This window comes from Bradyrhizobium oropedii (assembly GCF_020889685.1).
Classification (GTDB): Bacteria; Pseudomonadota; Alphaproteobacteria; order Rhizobiales; family Xanthobacteraceae; genus Bradyrhizobium; species Bradyrhizobium oropedii.
Window position 1 is genome coordinate 1 of sequence record NZ_JACMYO010000005.1, and the last position, 18,856, is coordinate 18,856.

General features: G+C 64.5%; 4 protein-coding genes. 2 read left to right on the plus strand and 2 right to left on the minus strand.

Annotated features, from left to right (window positions below; translation table 11 throughout):
• Positions 1-28 precede the first annotated feature (28 nt).
• A complete protein-coding gene (locus H8A95_RS02765; RefSeq protein WP_229181688.1) occupies positions 29-13,141 on the plus strand; it encodes a filamentous haemagglutinin family protein in 13,113 nt (4,370 codons plus the stop codon).
• Entirely contained in the window at positions 13,071-14,084 is a 1,014-nt protein-coding gene (locus H8A95_RS02770) for an FkbM family methyltransferase (RefSeq protein WP_229181689.1), read from the plus strand. The genes H8A95_RS02765 and H8A95_RS02770 overlap by 71 nt, the downstream gene beginning before the upstream one ends.
• Positions 14,085-14,319: 235 nt before the next feature.
• Here H8A95_RS02770 and H8A95_RS02775 read toward each other — a convergent pair whose 3' ends face one another.
• Both H8A95_RS02775 and H8A95_RS02780 read right to left on the minus strand, forming a co-directional pair.
• Positions 14,320-16,314 carry a substrate-binding domain-containing protein gene (locus H8A95_RS02775; protein WP_229181690.1) on the minus strand — a complete coding sequence of 665 codons (1,995 nt, stop codon included), beginning with the start codon at positions 16,312-16,314 and terminating at the stop codon, positions 14,320-14,322.
• 489 nt (positions 16,315-16,803) lie between these two features.
• A complete protein-coding gene (locus tag H8A95_RS02780) occupies positions 16,804-18,717 on the minus strand; it encodes a substrate-binding domain-containing protein (protein ID WP_229181691.1) in 1,914 nt (637 codons plus the stop codon).
• Positions 18,718-18,856 lie beyond the last annotated feature (139 nt).

Here is an 18,856-nt window from a genome sequence, read left to right on the forward strand (position 1 = left end):
CGGCGGCGTCGCGGCGACGCAGGCGGCGATGAATGCGGCCCAGCAGGCGGCCCAGCAAGCGCAACAGGCGGCGCAGAACACTCAGGCGTCTATGATCCGCGCGACGCAGGCGATCCAGGCCTTGCGGGCAGCGCAGAGCGTGGCACGCGGGATTGCGGCGAGCGCACCAAGCACGGTTCCGAACGGGCTCAATATCGGCGGCCTGGTGCCGAGCAGCGGCCTTGCCGCATCAGGCGTCGCCAAGCCGGTCACCGACTGGGTTGGCGCCAACACACCGACACAGACCACGAGCGGCGCCCAGACCACGGTCAATATCGATCAGACCCAATCACAGGCTTTGCTCAATTGGCAGTCGTTCAATGTCGGCAAGGACACGACCGTCAATTTCAACCAGCAGGGCAATGCCAGCTGGGCTGCGCTCAACAGGGTCGCGCCGAATGTGGCGCCGAGCCAGATCCTGGGTGCGATCAAGGCCGACGGCGCAGTGTATGTGATCAACCAGAGCGGCATCATCTTTGGCGGCAGCAGCCAGATCAACGTCCATACGCTGATTGCCTCGACGCTGGACGTGCCGTCGAACGCCAGCAGCGTTGTGTTCTCGGCCAGCAACATGCCGACGAACGTGCCTGTCACCGGTTCGGTGGCCGCGCTGTTTAATCAAGGCAGCAACGGCAAGGTCATCGTCCAGCCCGGTGCTGTCATCGATACCACCGGTAAGCTGAACGCCACCGGCGATGGCGGCTTCGTGGCGCTGCTCGGCGCCGGCGGCGTCAGCAATGCCGGCAGCATCATCACGCAGAACGGACAGATCATCCTCGCCTCGGACAACGCAGTATCCGATACAACTGGTCGTGCCGGCGTATATCTGGTCATGCCGCCGTCGAACTATGTCGGGGCCAAGACCGCGATCCAGGTGTTCGGCGCCGGCGGCGTGGTGAGCAACGAGGTCGGTGGCCTGCTCGTCGCCAACGATGGTGCGGTGACGCTCTCCGGCGGCGCGATCAACCAGCTCGGGGCCGTGGTCGCCACGACAAGTACCACTCGCACCGGCTCGATCACCCTGAACACGCAATGCCCGCTGGGGAACTGCGCAGTCGGTGCCAACGGCAACATCGTGCTTGGGTCGGCGAGCCTCACGGCAATCCTGCCGGACGAGACCAGCGGCACGCTGCCGACCGTGACTGCTAACTCGTCCGTTGCAGTCAATGGCGCAACTCTCAACAGTCCATATTTCCAGGCAGTGCTGCAGCCGCAGATCAATATCAAGGCGAGGGGCAATGTCGACCTGCAGGGCAGCGGTTCCGGGGGCGCCGGTGCGCTGATCAAGGCACCGAGCGCCGCGTTGACGATCTTCACTGGCGCTGCCGGCACGGTCTTGCTCGAGAACGGCAGTACCATCGATCTCTCCGGTATCGCCGGCGTGACGCTGCCGATGTCGATCAACGAGATCAGCATCCTCGTCACCACCGCCGAGGTTGCCGACAACCCGCTCTCCAAGGGCCTGGTTGGCAAGACCGTCACGATCGATGCGCGGGTCGGTTCGCCGATCCTCAACGTCAGTGGCTATACCGGGCTGATCCCACAGAGCATCGACCAGATCCTGACCGTCGGTGGCAGCTTCACCATCGGTGACACGACGTCGGTCCCCAACGTCGTGCCGCGCAATTTCGTGCAGCAGCCCGGCGCTGTTATCAACGTCTCCGGCGGTTACGTCCAATATACCGGAGGCGTCATCGCCACCTCGCGCGTGATCGGCGCCGATGGACGCACCTACGATATCGGCAGCGCCAATCCCAACATCGCCTATCTCGGTGTCGGTGGCGGCTTCACCGTCCTGCACAAGATCAACGGCGTAATCGACACGCAGCTGACCGAGGTCTATCTCAGCCCGTTCGGCGGCAGCGGCGGACGTTATCAAGCGGGCTACGTCGCCGGCGCCAATGCCGGCTCGGTCACCGTGTCGGCGATCAATCCGATCATCAACGACATCATCGGCAATGTTGTGGCCGGCGATCGCCAGCGTGCGCTGGCGGGCTCGTCGAATCTCGCATCCTCCGACAAGATGCCGAGTGGCGCCTCGCTGAGCATCAACTTCGCGAATCCCTCGTCTGGTCAAGCCAATCAAAATCACGTCGTGCTGCTGCCACAGGCGGATGTCGGGTCGGATCCGTATGGCCTCACCGGTTTGACTCTCGCGAATGCCTCCACCTGGACACCGACGCTCGCCAACGGCGTGTTTCCGATCTTCACCGATGTGCTGTCGAATGCGTCGCTCGGCGCGATTTCCATCAAGGGCGCACTCCAACTCGACATGGCGGCCAGTGCCGTCCTGTCGGTGCGCCCTGGCGGCAGCATCACGCTTGACGGTGTCGGCACCATCGACGGCACGCTCAGCGCGCCTGCCGGCACGCTCAGCCTGACCGGATTCACCTATGCCAGCGGTGGCCCGCAGCGGCCGTCGATGCCGGCCGTGGTGATCGGGTCCAACGCCGTGCTCGACGTGCGTGGGCGCTGGGTCAACGATAGCGGTCTCAAGGCGGATCAGCTTGAAGGGCAGGCCTTCGTCAACGGCGGCAGCGTGAGCATCTCGACGTTTGCCGCCAGCGACAGTGTCGGCAGTGGGTTTGTTGACGTCACCCAGAGCATCGTGCTGCGGCCCGGAAGCATCATCGACGTGTCCGGCGGCGGTTATGTCAGCCCCACGGGTAAGCAGAAGACCGGCTCTGACGGTCTGCCGGTCGGCAGGGGCGGCAGCCTTGCGCTTCAGACGTACATGCCGAAGCAGGACAATCGCTGGGCTGGACCTGCGACGGAAGGATCGAACCCCTATAATGTCCTTCCGACCGGAACCAATCATCCCGATCAGGCCAATGTGCTGCTGGGCGGCACCATCTATGCCGGAGGCTTCGACGGCGGCGGCACGCTGACATTGCAGACGGCGAGCATCGTCATTGACGGCGCCGCGGCTGCAGTCACGTCCTATCTTCCCACGGCACAGGCGGCCGGGATTGCCGCTCAAAGCGGCCTGCCGCTCGCGAGCCTCGCCGTGTCGGATTCGAAGGCCGGCCAGCTGCTGCTGCCGGCATCATTCTTCGCCAGCGGCGGTTTCTCGCAATATACGTTGAATGATGTATATGGCGGCACCACGGTCACCGCCGGCACCCAACTGGTTCTGCAGCAGCCGACGGCCATGCTGGCCAACGTCGCTGCCAACCAGATCCCAACCGGTGCCGTGGTACGTGGCTTCGCATCTCTTGGATTTCTGCCGGACGGCTTGCGAAAGCCCGTCAACTTGACACTGGACGGGACCAGTGTGCTGATCGACCGCGGCGCCACTATCGCGGCCGATCCGCGGGCCACCGTCACGCTGGTCGGCGGGAATGCCTTCGACGTCACGGTCTCCGGCTCTGGCTTCAATGTCACGCCTGTGTTGGGCGACGTCACCGTGCTCGGCAGTGTGGTTGCTCACGCCGGCGCGATCAACGTGTTCGGCGACTTGGTCTCGATCGGCTCCAGCGCCGTTCTCGATGTCGGCGGCGTGTTCCTGCCCAATCCGGCTGTGACCGGCTACTCCACCGGCATTGTGCTCGGCGGCGGCACCATCACGCTCGGGGGCGCCACCGTCGTGGTGCAGCCTGCGGCGCAGCTCGATCTGCAGGGCGCGGCCGTCACAGCGGAGAGCAACCTGATCCAGCAGCCGAAGGCCGGTTTCGGACGGAGCCTGGCCGGACAGGCGGCGTGGAGCGATGGCGGCAGCCTGCAACTCGTGGGCACCAGCATCTACTTTGCGGGCAGCGTCAATGCCGCCGGCGGCGCGCCGCTCGCGAGCGGTGGCAGCCTGACGATCGGCGATGTCGCGATCCCAACGGCGGTGACGGGCGTACCTTCGGCTGCGTTCACCAATCTGCCTGATGCGATCGTGATCGAGCCGGGTGGCCGCGTCGCCGCGAACCTGCCTGCGGCTGGCACAACGTCCGCGCGCGGCGCCTTCATCGGCGCCGATACGCTCAACGACAGCGGCTTTGACTCCGTCACTCTGAACGCCAACTTCGCCGTGGCGTTCGCCGGTTCGGTGAATGTTGCGGTCCCTGGCGCCTTGACCCTGCGTGCGGACAAGGGAAATTTCGTGCTGTTGCCGGCGAGCACCGGGCTGCAGCCCTTGGGCATCGACCTTAATGATCCGACGACCTTTGCGCCCAGCTGCGGGACGAATTGCATCCCCAGTATTGGTGGCACCACGGTGAACCTGATTGCAGGCTACGCGCGCATCGTCGGAAAGGATCGGGTGGGGGCTGTCAATTCTCCAACCCTTGCCGATGGCATGCTGAACATCTCGGCTCAATGGATCGATTTGCAGCGCGCGATTGCGTTCGACAACGTCGCGAACGCCACCTTCAACAGCACTTCTGCCATTCGGTTGCTGCCGGAAAATTATGGTTTTGATACCAAAGGCGGCACCGGTCTGGCGACCTCCGGAGGGGCGCTGCTCGCGCCAGGTAACGTGACGCTGCGTGCCGCCGAAATCTATCCGGTCAGCAACACGGCCTTCCTGCTGATGTCGACCGGCATGCTTCCCGGCGCCAGCACTGTCACCATCGCGCAGAACGGAGCGCCGACGGCGCCGCTCTCGGCCGGCGGTAGCATCGTGGTCAGCGCGCGCACCATCGAGCAGGGCGGCACGCTCTGGGCTCCGCTCGGCAGCATCGTCCTCGGCGTGCGGACCAGCGACGATCTGCCGACCCAGTTCACCGCTACGTTCTTCAATTTGGTCAACATCGCAAGTCTCTTTGCTCCGGGCGCCTTCGCACCGACCCAGAATGTGACGCTGGCTGCAGGCAGCCTGTCCTCGGTCTCGGCGGCGGGCCTCATCATTCCTGACGGCTATACCGTCGACGGCACGACCTGGTATCAAGGCGCTCCGAAGCTGAACGGTGTTGGCGGCGTCGACCCGCCACCCGTGCTCACCGCGCCGCCCGCCAAATCGATCAGCCTGTTCGGCTCCAGCGTGACCACGAGCACAGGAGCAAGGCTCGATCTCAGCGGTGGCGGCGACATCTATGCCACGGAATTCGTCGCCGGCACTGGCGGCACCCGCAATGTGCTCACCACCTATCAGCAGGACCCTGCCACCGGCAACCTCACGCCGACCTATGCCGACGGGAGGCAGGTCTATGCGCTGGTCCCGACCTATCAGGCGCCGGTGGCGCCTTACGATCCCAATTTCGCCTACGCACCCAATTTCTCCGGCGTGAGCGCATCGGCCAACGGGACATTCCCCAATGCGATCGCACCTGGTCAGACGGTAACGATTGGAGCCGGCAGCGGCGTTCCCGCCGGCACCTACACGCTGCTGCCCGGCATGTACGCGACGCTGCCTGGCGCCTTCCGCGTCGTGCAGGTGGCGAACAACGTCAATCCCGGCACCACCAAGAGCGTAACCAGCCCTGACGGCTCGCAATATGTGTTGGGCACGCTTGGCAATTCGCTGACCGGCGCGCGCTCGTCGCAGACCGCGGTGTTCCAGCTGCAGTCGCAGTCGGTCTGGTCGAAATATTCAGAGATCAATATCACCTCTGGTACGACGTTCTTCCGCAACCAGGCGCTGGCCGCGAACCAGGCGCCACCTCCGCTGCCGATCGATGGCGGCGTGCTGGTGCTCGGCGCCATCAACTCGCTGAAGCTTGGCGCCACCAATCTGTTCGCACCGGGCACCAGCGATCTCGCACCTGGCCTCGTCGGCGCCGGCGGCCAGGTCCAGATCGGCGGCAAAGAGATCCTGATCACGCATCTGGATTCCGGGCAGGCCTCGCCGGCGGGTTATCTCGTGCTCGATCCGGATCAGATATCGAACCTCGGCGCGGCGTCGGTGTTGATTGGCGGCACCGCCAGCGTGGTGAACGGTGTCCAGCAGATCGCGGCCACGGCGTTCGATCTTGAGGTCAAGACCGACGCGGCGCATCCGCTCACGGGGCCGGAGCTCCTGCTGGTCTCGCTCGGTGGCAGCGGCCGTGGTGTCGTGGTCGATGATGGCAGCGTCATCGGCGCCGTCGGCTCGGTGCCGACGGGCACCGATCGCGACATCGTGTTCGGCATCAACCCCGTAGCCATAGTGGGCTCGGATGGAAAGGTGACCGGATACACGGCTGGAGTGAGCGGCGACGGTGCGCTGTTGCGCGTCTCCAACGGCACCACTGTCAACGTCACGCGCAACTTCGTGCCCGGTCAATACGGCGGGCCAGGTACGCCGCCGAGCGGCTCGGCCGCGCTCGGCAAGTTCTCGGTCGGCGCCGGCGCGATCATCAACGGCGGCAACGCGCTGACGCTCGATACCAGCGGCAACGGCAAGCTCGCCTCGAGCGCTATCCTGACGGCGAGGAACTACGACATCGCCGGCTCCGTCATCAATATCGGCGGCGGCTCGACCGGCGTGGTGCTGAGCCCGACCGTGCTGGCGAACTTCAACGATGCGGTGTCGGTCCGCCTGCGCAGCGGATCGGTGATCAACCTCTATGACGCCAATGGATTGGAGATCGGCGATGCCGCACATCCGATCGGCACGCTGACCTTCGACAGCGCCGGCCTTTATGGGCAGGGCGGCAGCACCACCGTCAACGCCACCAACATCGACCTCGCCAACAGCCGCGGCGTCATCGGCAAGGGTATCGCCGGCGCTGGCGGCACGCTGACATTGAATGCCTTCTCGACCATCACCGAGGACGTCGGCGCCAAGAGCCTCGGCGGCTTCAGTCAGGTCAATTTCAATGCCGGTCAGGCGATCGCCTTCAGCGGCAACGGCAGCCTGAATTCCGGGCCGATCGGCACTGCCTCGCTGACCTTCAATGTCAGCGGCGCCACGATCGTAAACGAGGGCAGCGGTTATACCAGCGTTCCGACGGTGACGATCGGTGGCACCGGCGGATCCGGCGCACAGGCAACGGCCTTGCTCGGTGTCGCCAGCATCGCGGTGACCGCGGGTGGTTCGGGTTACAGCAATGGCGATCAAATCACCGTCACCGGGCCCGACGGCACCGGCGACGGTTTCACCGGCACCGCCATCGTCGATGCGAATGGCGCGATCACCGGCGTCAAGATCACATCGACTGGCTCCGGCTTCACCGGTGCAATCAGCTCGGTCAATGTTACGAGCGCGGCGGGCACCGGTGCCACGCTCGCGGCGTCGCTTGGCGTCGTCGGCGTGTCGGTGACCAACGCGGGTTCCGGCTACACCGGCATTCCGACATTCTCGTTCTCCGGCGGCGGCGGCAGCGGCACCATCGCGCAGGGGCTCGCGGCCGTTACCGGCATCACGCTCACCAATCCCGGCGATGGCTATCTGGGCGCGCCGACAGTGACGATCAGCGGCGGTGGCGGCACGACCAGCAGTGCAGTGGCAAGCGTATCCGGCGGCCTCGTGACCGGGCTCACGCTCACCAACGGCGGCTCCGGCTATTCCAGCCTGCCGACGGTGACGTTCTCGGGCGGAGGCGGCGGCGGCGCCGACATGACGCTGTCCGCGCCCGTGATTGCGGTCAACAGCGGCGCGTCGCAGTCGCTCGCCACGAGGGGCCAGGTCAGCCTCCTCACTGGTGCCGGCACCGCGCCCGCAAGCGATCCGCGCAACATCGGTGGCTCGCTTGCCGTTACCGCCGCATCGATCACGGACACCGCGACGATCCGTGCGCTGTCGGGCAACGTCAACCTGGCGGCATTCACCGGCAACGTGGTGCTCGGGGCAGGGGCCTCCATCGATGCCTCCGGCTCGCGCATCCAGATCCTCGATCTCGTTCAGGATACGCCGGGCGGCAATGTGCGGCTGATCTCGACGTCGGGCAATGTCGTCATCAATCCCGGCGCCAGCGTCAGCGTCGCGGCCTCCGGCAACGGCTTTGCCGGATCGCTGTCGATCCTGGCTTCGAACACGGCGGTGCTCAACGGCACGCTCGACGGCCATTCCGCCTTCAAGAGCGTCGGCGGTGATTTCACGCTGCAGGCAGGCAGCATCGATCCGTCCAGCACCTTGCCGCTCGGCGCCTTCGCCGGCAGCTTCACGGTCCGCCGCGCGACCGGCGACATCACCATCGACGGCGCGCTGGTCTCGAACAACGTGCTGCTGGTGGCCGACACCGGCACCGTCACCGTCAACGGCACCATCGACGCCAGCGGGGGGCGCGGCCAGATCGCACTCTATGGCGGGGTCGGCGTCACGATCACCGGCGGCGCCGTGCTCGATGCGTCCTGGCAGCCCTACGCCGCGGGCGATCCGCTCTATGGCAAGGGCACGTCGGCGCTGGTGCAGAAGGGCGGCACCATCACGCTCGGCACCACCGGTAAACCGGACGGCACGCTGAACGGGCAGTATGGCTACGAAAATGTGCCGACATCGGGCAAGATCACGGTTTACGACGGCGCCAGGTTCAACGTCAGCGGTGGCACCGGCGGCGCCAACATCGACAACACCGGCGGATCGGTGATCATCCGCGCGCCGATCCTGACCAGCGGCAATGTTAATGTCGACTTCAAGGGCACCGTCATCACCAACGCCGATGCGGCAGGCAATCCGAGCGGCAGCGGCGTGGTGCTCAATGCCTATGCGGTATGGAGCACGACCGACGGCTGCACGCTGATCGCGGGCGGCTGCGGCGCCGTCACCACGGTGGCCGCCTATAATGCGCTGACGCCGGATCAACAGCACCAGCTCAACCAGCATTTCGATGGCGTGATCGACCCTGCCGGCTTCTTCGATGCCACCCTGACCAACGGCAAGCCGACCCAGATCATCCTTGCCAATGGCGGCCTCTATCCGGTCTCCACGCCCGACAACCCGGCGGCCGGCGCCTACATGCCGCACGTCAATTTCTACCAGAGTGTGCTGCAGGGCTTCGTCAACACGCCGTTCAACCCGGCCGCGGTGACGGCGAACTTCGCCGGCGCCAAGCTGCAGGTCGGAAGCACAGCCGCAATCGCGTTGCCGTCGTCGATGCTGCATTTGCGGCCGGAGATCGACCTCGTCAATCCGAGCGCGACCATCAACAACGGCAACATCACAGTTGCCAGCAACTGGAATCTTGGTTCCGGCGCCACGGTTGGCGGCAACACCACGCTTTATTACCGGACCACCGGAGGCGGCGAGCCCGGCACGCTGCTGCTGCGCGCGTTCAACAATGTGCAGATCAACGCCACCATCAGCGACGGCTTTTATCTGCCGAATAACCAACAGCCGACCAATCTCACGGCGGCGGAGGCGTATGCGAACGAAACGGCGAACGACGCCAACAGCGCTTACAACCTCTATCAAGGATTCTTCAGCCTCGACGGTACGCTGCATTATAGCGCGTCGATTGACACAATTCTGGCCCTTGGCGTTAATCAATCCCCGTTGGTAAACGCGGCATTCTTCACCATTCCGGGCGTCTACAACGCCGACTCAGTTTTCGACACGCCGGTACCCATGCAGAACTTCCATTTGCAGAAGCCGGTCGCGATCGCGAGCAGTGACCCACAGGTGATCGATCAGTACAATCAGTTTTACGTTCAATATGTGAACATGTATCACGCCTACATGGTCGAGATCGTCCAGGGGAACACGAATGCTGCTTCCAGCGTGGTCGGATCGGGCCTCGGCGGCTACTATACTTATGCTGAAGTGGCGAACTACTTTCTTAATGTGCTGGGCTCGCCTTTCGTCACGCCGCCGATGCCAGTAGCGGCGCCAAGCGCGACAGGCCTCTACTACAACATCACCGGAAAGGCCGGCGCTCCGCTCGACTACGTAACTCAATGGGAGAATTATTTCTTCGGGGTCATCAACGCGAACTTGCAAAATAACAGCAGTCTAGGCGGTCCGCCGGACTTGACGACGGCATTGGGCGGCAGGACGCCGACGCTTGCCAATGCAGCCGGGATCGATGCTCAGTTCTGCTCGGTTTGCTTCGCGGTGACGCCGCCGTCCGCGCCGCCGGCCTACACGACGCTCTTCCAGTCCACCTACGCGCCGCCACCACCGCCGTCGCCATCGACAGCGCCACCGGCCAACCAGATCGCCAACAATCCGGCGATCTATCAGGGCGCGTCGGTCCCCAACACCACGGCAGCGACGCCGTTGATGACGGTCGGTCTCGGCGGAAGCAAAGGCTCCTTCTCCTACGACTTCGTCGCCGGCGCCGTGTTCCGGGCGGACAACACGCCTTCGGCCGATCCCAACGCGGTGATCCAGATGTCGTCGCTCACGTCAACGGTCACGGGGAATCTCACGATCGACGGTCATACGTCGTACGCGAATGGGCAAGTCAACGGCCAGACCATCAACATTCCGACCTTGCTGCGCACCGGAACCGGCTCGATCACCGTCGCGGCTGCTGGAAACGTCGAATTCCTCGACAGCAAGACTCCCGGAGCAATCTACACTGCCGGCGTCGCAACCAGCACGCCGACGGACTTTGTAGCGCCGACATTGCCCGCGTCCTACACGAGCAACCCGAATGGTCTGATCGGCACGCCGGCTTGGGCTACTGGCGGCGGCGCCGTCACGGGGTCGGCCGGCGGGTCGATTATCGGGATCGAGATGCCGACGGACACGGACGGCAGCCAGACCGGTATCGTCGGCGGTCCGACCGGGCAGTTGTGGAGCGCCTGGTACATCCATTTCGGCCAGTCGAACGGCAGCGCGACGCCATTTGCCGCTTGCGCGGTCGGGGCCGCGGCCTGCCAGACTGCTGCCTGGATCAACTACGCGACCTTCTTCCAGGGCTTCGGTGCGCTTGCCGGTGGCAACGTCAAGCTGTCGGCCGGCGCCGATATCGTCGATGTCGGCGCGTCGCTGCCGGAGACGCTGGTGGTCGGCGGCGGTTTCACCGCAGCCGACCCGACGAAGGCGACCTATTATGGTGGCGGCAATCTCAGCGTGATTGCCGGCGGCAATCTCCTGAGCAGTGATTTCCTGGTCGGCCGCGGCGCGGGCCTGATCCGTGTCAGCGGAGTGGTCGAGGCCACCACGGGCAATCCGCTCAATCAGGGCTTGCCGACCAAAGGCATTACGGTTGACAATCAGGGGAACGTCACCGGCTCTTATGCGCTGCCGCTGCTGCTGGCGGTGCAAGACGGCTTCGTCACGGTGGCCGCTCGCGGCTCGGTGACACTCGGCAACGTTTATGACCCAGCCCAGTTACCGCTTGCTGCCACGGCGCAGACGCCGATCGCGTCTCTGCCCGGTGCGAACAATTCGACCTGGAGCAATCAGTTTACCAGCTTTGGTCCGGCTAGCGGCGTTTCGCTGACCAGTCTCACGGGAGATGTGACGGCCTTGACCGTTTCTTCTTCCAATTCGTCGATCGGCGGCCTTTTTGCGGTGAAGTCGCCGACTGATAGTCTGAGGTACGACATCGTCGGGCAGGTGTTGCCTGCTACGCTGGATCTGACGGCGCTCGGCGGCGACATTGCTTTCAACACTGTCTTCACCGGCGGGGGCCTTGGAAACGCCAATTTGATTGGAAGCGCTACCGGAACCGTCAACATGATCGCCACGGGCTCCATCGATCTCGGGGCTGGCCTGTCAATGACCGAGAGCCTTAGTGGGCCGCTCGGTGTCCCGTTGCCCGCCCAAACCCAGGCGCTGCACGCCAATGACCCCAACCCCGTCATCATCGCGGCAGGCAAGGATCTCGACATCGCCAATGCCAGATTGACGCTCGTCAAGCCGGCGCAGATCGAGGCCGGCAACAACATCAACGCCGGCGATCGCATCACTGGGAGCGGCTTGATATTCGTCGGTCAGAACAACAACGCATCCGACATCACCAGCATCGTCGCCGGCAACGATCTGGTCGGCGGCGCCTACGCTCTCTATGGTCCAGGCACCTTCTTGCTGCAGGCTGGACATGATCTTGGGCCGTTTGCGCCGTCGGTTTTCAACCCGCCAACGACCTTGGGCGTCGCCACAATCGGTAACGGCAGCGCGGTCGGTGGCTCGTTCGGCGGCCTCAATCTCGGCGCCAACGGCTTCCTGCCATCGCAGGGCGCCGAGATCAATCTGCTGTACGGTGTCAAGCCCGGCATCGACTACACGGCGGCGATCAACAAATACGTCAACCCGGCGCAAGCCGGCGCCGGCGGCATCGACTTCCTTGCTGACATCGCCGCGATCCTCGGGCAATCGCGCGACCAGGCCTGGGCCAGCTTCCAGGGCCTGTCACAGGCGCGGCAGCAACTCCTGGTCAACCGCGCATTCCTCGACTTCGTGATCCAAGTCGGCAAGGACTACAAGAATGCCGCAAGCCCGTACTTCGGACAGTACGCGCGCGCCTATACCGCGATCTCCACCCTATTCCCGGCGGGTCTCGGCTACACCGACAACAGCCTGAGCGTGAACGGCAATGCCGCGCCGAAGGTTGCGACCGGCAAGCTCAACATCGCCGCTTCCGTGCTCGAGACCCAAATGGGAGGCGACATCAACATCATCGGACCGGGCGGCGGCATCAATGTCGGGCACACTTCGCTCGACAAGCTGACGCCGAGCCAGGAGGGTATCCTGACGCTCGCCGGCGGCAGCATCCGCGCCTTCGCCGACGACTCGATCCTGGTTAACCAGAGCCGCATTATGACGGAGCAGGGCGGCGACATCGGCCTGTTCGTCGCCAATGGCGATATCAATGCAGGCTCGGGGCCGAAGACCTACGTCTCCAGCCCCTCGGTCAGCGAGATCTGCACGCCCGGCGGCTATTGCTACACCAATCCGCAAGGGCTGGTCACCGGCGCGGGCATCGCCGCGCTGTTGACGCTGCCCGGCCAGGATCCGACCAAGAGCAACGTCACACTGGTGGCGCCGCGCGGCACGATTGATCTCGGCTCGGCGGGCATCCGCGGCAACGACATCACGCTGGTCGCGCTGGTCGTGCTCAACGCATACAACATCCAGGCCACCGGCACGGTGACCGGGCTTGCCTTCACGCCAACGCCGAGCACCACGCTTGCCGCGGTCAGCAGCAACGCGGCCGCAGCCACCCAGCAAGCCGGTCAGCCGGCGCAGAACAAGCCCAACGATCAGCCGTCCGTCGTCATCGTCGAAGTATTGGGCTATGGCGGCAGCGGCGGCGATGATGCGACGCCGGGCAACAGCGACGACGATCGCCGCAAGAAGCAGCAGTAGTGCGCCGATGGTGACATCATCTCCCTCGGCCGCGCTTGCGCCATCAGCCTCACCTGCGGATACCGATCCGCTGTGGGCGCTGCTGGCGCCCGAGCGCCTCACCACCATCGTGGATATCGGCGCGAACCCGGTCGGCGCCGACCTGCCTTACCAGCCGCTGCTGGAGAAGCGCCTGTGCCGCCTGTTCGGCTTCGAGCCGCAGCGCGCGGCGCTGGCCGAGTTGAACGCCCGCAAGAGCGAGCGAGAGACCTATTTGCCGTATGTCGTCGGCAATGGCGAGCAGGCCCGTCTTCGCGAATGCGCGTCGCCGGGGATGACGAGCCTGCTGGAGCCCGACCGGCACATGCTCAAGCACTTCCCCGGATTTCTCGAGTGGGGACACGTCGTCGCCGACAGCAGGATCGAGACCCGCAAGCTCGACGATATCACCGAGATCGACGCGATGGATTACCTGAAGTGCGACGTGCAGGGCTCCGAGCTCGCGATCTTCCAGAGCGGGCGCCGCCGCCTCGCCGATGCCGTCATCATTCAGACCGAAGTCTCGTTCCTGCCGCTCTACAAGAAGCAACCGGTGTTCGGCGAGATCGACCTCGAGCTGCGCAGCCAGGGATTCATTCCCCATACCCTGGTCTCGATCGACCGGCGGATGATCTGGCCGTTGGTCGGTGCCACGCCATTTGCGGCGATCAATCAACTGGTCGAGGCCGATGCGGTCTACGTGCGCGACTTCACCAAGGCCGACGACATCGGTACCGAGCAGCTCAAGCATCTCGCCTTGGCAGCTCATCACTGCTACGGCTCCCATGACCTCGCGGCCATTTGCGTCCAGCATCTGATCAATCGCAAGGCGGTCGCCCCCGAGGCGGGCAGTAATTATCTCGATTTGGTCCGCGCCACGCGCGCCGGCGCCGAAATCCGCGGCGTCATGCAGCCGTCGATGTGACGCACTGACGTCATTCTGGCGCATCGCGCAGCGATGAACCCGGAATCGATTTCACCACGTTGTTTGACTCGATGGATTCCTGTCTCTCGCTTCGCGAGCCCCGGAATGACGCGTGGATGGACTTGATGCGACGACTGCATCGCCGCCGACAAAGAGGCGGTCGGGTCTCGATCGAGGCCCGGCCGCCAAGGTCTTGATCGTGGTCCGAACATTCGGACCACGATCTCACATGCGCTTACTTCGCGCCGCCGGTCACGCCCTGGCAGCCGTCGGTCTGCGCACCTGACGCGTTGTATGCCGCGATCGCGGTCGGCAGGCCACCCGCGGCACTCGCCCGCAGATAGCCGCTCAAGACGTTGCCGGCCCAGGTCGGGTCGAGCTCGTGGAAGCCGTTGTTGCGGATCACCTGCGCGACATCAGGATCATATCCGGGAGCGTTGGCATTCGACGTCGCCGGGTTGTAGCGCGGCAGCGCAGAGACCGAACCGCCATAGAGCCAGGCCAGCCAGTTCTTCAGCGTCGGCACTCGCGTGCCGCCGGCATCGCCATAGCAGCTGTAGACGTTGGCGTAGCTCGCGCCCGTCAGTGCATAGTCGGTGAGCGATACCAGCGGGACGCCGATCACGGACAGGCCGCTGTAGTCAACACCGCCCAGCACGGTTCCGCCGGCGTAGGTCTGCCCGTAGATGTTCCAGGCATTGTAGCTGCCGCTCGCCGACGGCGCGGAGAGACCGCTGAAGGCCTGCGCGACGTTGTCCGGCGTCGGCGGGACGAAGTTCGTGGGAGTCCCGACGGAGCCCGTCTGGCCCGGATGATAGACGCCGAAGATGCGCAGCGCTTCGTTCTGGATGCTGGCCGACAGCGGAGCCGCGGCGGAGATCGTGTTGCCGGCGATTTCCTCGGTGACGCTCTGCGCATAGGGCTGGGTGAAATCTGCGCTAAGATAGCCGATCCGGCCGGCGTGGAACGCATCGGTGCCGATCTTGAGCGCTTCGTGATTGGCGCCCAGCGCGGTGATCCAGTGCGGAATGGGTCGCTCGGAATCGTCCTCGACGTCGAGCGTGTCGTGGTGATCGTGATCGGTCGTGCCCTTTACCGCCAGGATATTCTGGACCAGGTGGGAGAACCTGCTCGAGGGCAGGTTTGCCGTGGTGGTGCCGTTGACGCCCACGCCCGTGAAAATCTTTTTGTAGTTGTAGGTGCCGGTCGGGTCGAGCAGCGGGCAGAGATTGGCGAGATAATTGGTGAGGATGTAGCTCGCACCGGCGTCGTCGGCTCGGTAGACCACCTTGATCGGCAGGCGGCCGCTGGTGTAGGCGACCGGAGTGAGGGTGCCGTTGGTGTTGTCGTCATAGAAGTGCTGGAATTGCTGCACGCCGTTCTGGTCCAGATAGGGGATCAGCGTGGCGGTGTCGCTCCAGTCCGTCACCGTGGCCGAGAAGATCGCGCAGAGCTGCGCCGCGGAGAGCTGGATTGCGCCGCCCGCCTGGGTGTTCGGCGACAGCGCCGACTGGTTGGTCCAGGTCACACCCGAGGCGGAGTTCGCGGTGTTGACCGCAATCGCGATCGGAATCTCTACCGCGGGGATCTGGATCGGCGCGCCGACGGACGCCGGGTTGAAGCTCACCGCCGAGCTGCTCTGCGCCGCGATCAGCAGCGTGTTCTGCCAGTTGGTCGTGGGCAGGAAATTGCTGAACGACACGGTGGTCAGGCTGGAAACCGTGCCGGCAAGCGGCAGGTCGCTGGTGGCGAAGTCGAGCCGCGGATACGGATAGGTCTTGAAGTTCGAATTGGCAGTGTCGCGGAACGGCGGTTTGGCCGAAGGCTTGCGCACCAGCGCTGGCGCGGAATCCGGGCTGCCACGGAACAGCTGATGCGGATCGTTGGCGATGTAGGCGCGCTGGCCGTTGCCTGCGCCGACCGCGGCGATCAGGCCTTCGACCGCAGTGGAGACCTGCGTGCAGCTCGCCGGCAGCATGTCCGGGGTTGGCGGCGCGAAGGTGAACGTTGGCGAGAACGCCTGGCCGTCATTGGCCACCGTGGTGCCGGCATAGCAGTCGAACAGCTGCCGCAGCGCCAGCGATGACAGCGTGCTGCCGCCGCCGTAGATGCCGGTTGAGATCGGGGTCTGCGCCGCAGCGGGCCGCTGCGTGCCGAGAATCGCGGCTGCCGACAGCACGACCAGCGAGGTCGAGCCCAGCAGGCGTCCGGCGAAGGATGTCGTCTTCATGTTCTTAACTCCCTGTTTGACGATGTGATGCGGCGCCGCGCGACCCGCCTCATGGTCTCGGGACCAGAAGATCTTGCTCGATGCGATGAAGTGGAAAGCGATGAAGAAGACCTTCGCGGAAGCCCTTGAAACATGGTGCAGCGAGACGCGCAGGGCAGAACCCTCCGCGTCGTATCGACGACGACGCCAGTGCAGTGCTCACATCTCTTAGACAATTTGAATCGAGGCGAAGCGCAGCGTTGTTCGCCTTATTTTCGCAGTTGCGATTATCTCGGTCGACGCTCGCGGGAGCGTCTGCTCGAGCTTCATTGAGCGATGAGACGCATCGAGATTGACTTGTCCAACCTCGGTGCGCGTGAACACCGAGATCTGATACAATGTCTTGGTATCCGGGCAGCCATTCGCCGCGATGCCTCACGTTGTGCGATAGAAAAAAACGGGCGCCTCGTTAGAGGCGCCCGTTCGTGTTTGTCGTTCGACGTCGTCGGCTTACAGCGCACCGCTCGCGCTGGAGCATCCGGTGCTGGCCGTGCCTCCCGCCGCGATGCGGGTGCTGGAAAGGCTGCCCAGGTACTTGCTCCTGATCAGCGCCGAGTAACCGGCCGGGACCGGGTTGAACCCGGCGTTCTGCATCACTGTCGTCGGACGCGTATCCGAAGAGCTGTAGTACCAGGTCAGGAAGTTGACCAGGCTGGTGACGCGGTTGGCATCCGGCGCGACGCCCGCTGTTGTGCTGTAGCAGCTGTAGAGGTCGAGGAAGGTCGTGCCGCTGAGCGGATAGGCTCCCGACACGTTGGTGAGCGGCAGCACCGACTGGCCGAACAGGGGCACGCCGCCCTGCGTGGTCGTGGCGGTGAAGGTGTTGTTGTAGATATTGAAGTTGGCCCAGGTCCAGGTCGTCGACGTGGACTGGAGCCTGGTGTCGCTCCAGGCATTGAGCGCAGCGCCTGGCGTCGGGGCGATGAACGTGAGGGTGCCCGTGGTGTCGTTCGGAACCGTGGTGCCGGCGATGCGCAGCTGTTCATTCTGAAGCGCTGCCGAGAGCGGCGCGGTCACGCCGGCAACGGTGGTGGTGTAGGGGTAGGTGAAGTCGGCGCTGACGTAACCGACCCGGCCGCCCTTCGTCGCGTCGTTGGAGCTGACGTTGGACGCCACGCTGCCGCTTCCGCTGCCACCGATCCAGGTCGCCGTGATGGTCGAGCCGTTGGTGCGGAACTTGTTGACGTTGGCGATCAGGTTGCTGAAGCTGGTGCTCGGCAGGTTGGTGGCACCGAAGATCGACTTGTATTGCTTCGCGTCGGTGGGATCGAGCAGCGGGCAGACATTCTTCAGATAGTTGGTCAGAATGAAGCTCGTGCCGCTGCCATCCGAACGAAACACCACCGTGATGGCCTTGGAGGTCGACGCGTAAGCTTCAGACCCGGAGCCAGACGTCAGCGTATTCGCGTCGCTGAAGGCGCCGAGCGAGGCCGTGCCGCCACTGGTGAGGTAGGGGACGTTCGCAGCCGTCGTGTCATCCCAATTGGTCACCAGGCCGGAGAAGATCGCGCAGAGCTGTCCCGCGGTGAGCTGAATGGCGGCGCCCTGGTTGGTCTGGGTGCCGGGCAGGGTACCCGCGCCGGTGACGGCCGAGTGGAGCTGGTTGAGACCACCGGTGTTAACCGCGATCGCGACGTTAACTTCGAACGCCGGGATCTGGATCGCCGGGCCATAGGCGGTCGGGTTGTAGCTGGCCACCGATGTGGTGGCGGCGACCGTGATGGACGCCAGCGCGGCATAGGTGGTCGTCGGCGAACCCGGGACCATCCAGCCTTGCGTCGGGGTGAGGCCGAGCGACACCGTCGTCAGGGTCGTGGCTCCGGAAGCGATCGCGAGCGGCGAGTCCGAGAGGCCGGCATCGACGCGCGGATACGGGTAGCTGCCGAACACCGTCGACGGCGATCCGGTATTGGCGAGGTCGATCAGCGACGGCTGCAACGCCGGCAGGAACGAGCTGGTCGTCGCGGTGCCGGACGCGGGCGGGGTGATCGTGCCGCCATACCACTGCTGCGGGTTGTTGGCGATGTAGCCGCGGACGCCGTTGCCAGAGCCGACGCCGGCATACAGGCCGTTCACCTGCGTGGTCGCAATGGTGTTGCAGGCGGTGGTGATCCAGCCCGGGCCCGTGGTGGCGCCGATCTGGAAGCCGTCGCTGTAGGCGGTGCCGGAACCGACATTGCCGTGCGAGTAGCAGTCGAAGATCTGACGGAACGCTTCAGACGCGAGCGTGCTGCCGCCGAAATAGATCGGACGCGTGGCCGCCGAGGCGCCAGCATGCGCAGGCGTGATGCTGCCCGCCGAGGCGAACAGCGCGAGCACCGAAGCGGTGCCGAGCAGGTATTTGGACGAAGATTGCAGTTTCATCTCACTCATCCTGTGGGTTGGTCACCGGACGTGCGTCGTCATCCCGTCGTTACGAGACTGCAAAGTAATCTTCAGATTAGTTGAAGTTATTCTGCCGGAATCTTCATGAATCTTCGATCGATTCAAAGAAGATAACAAA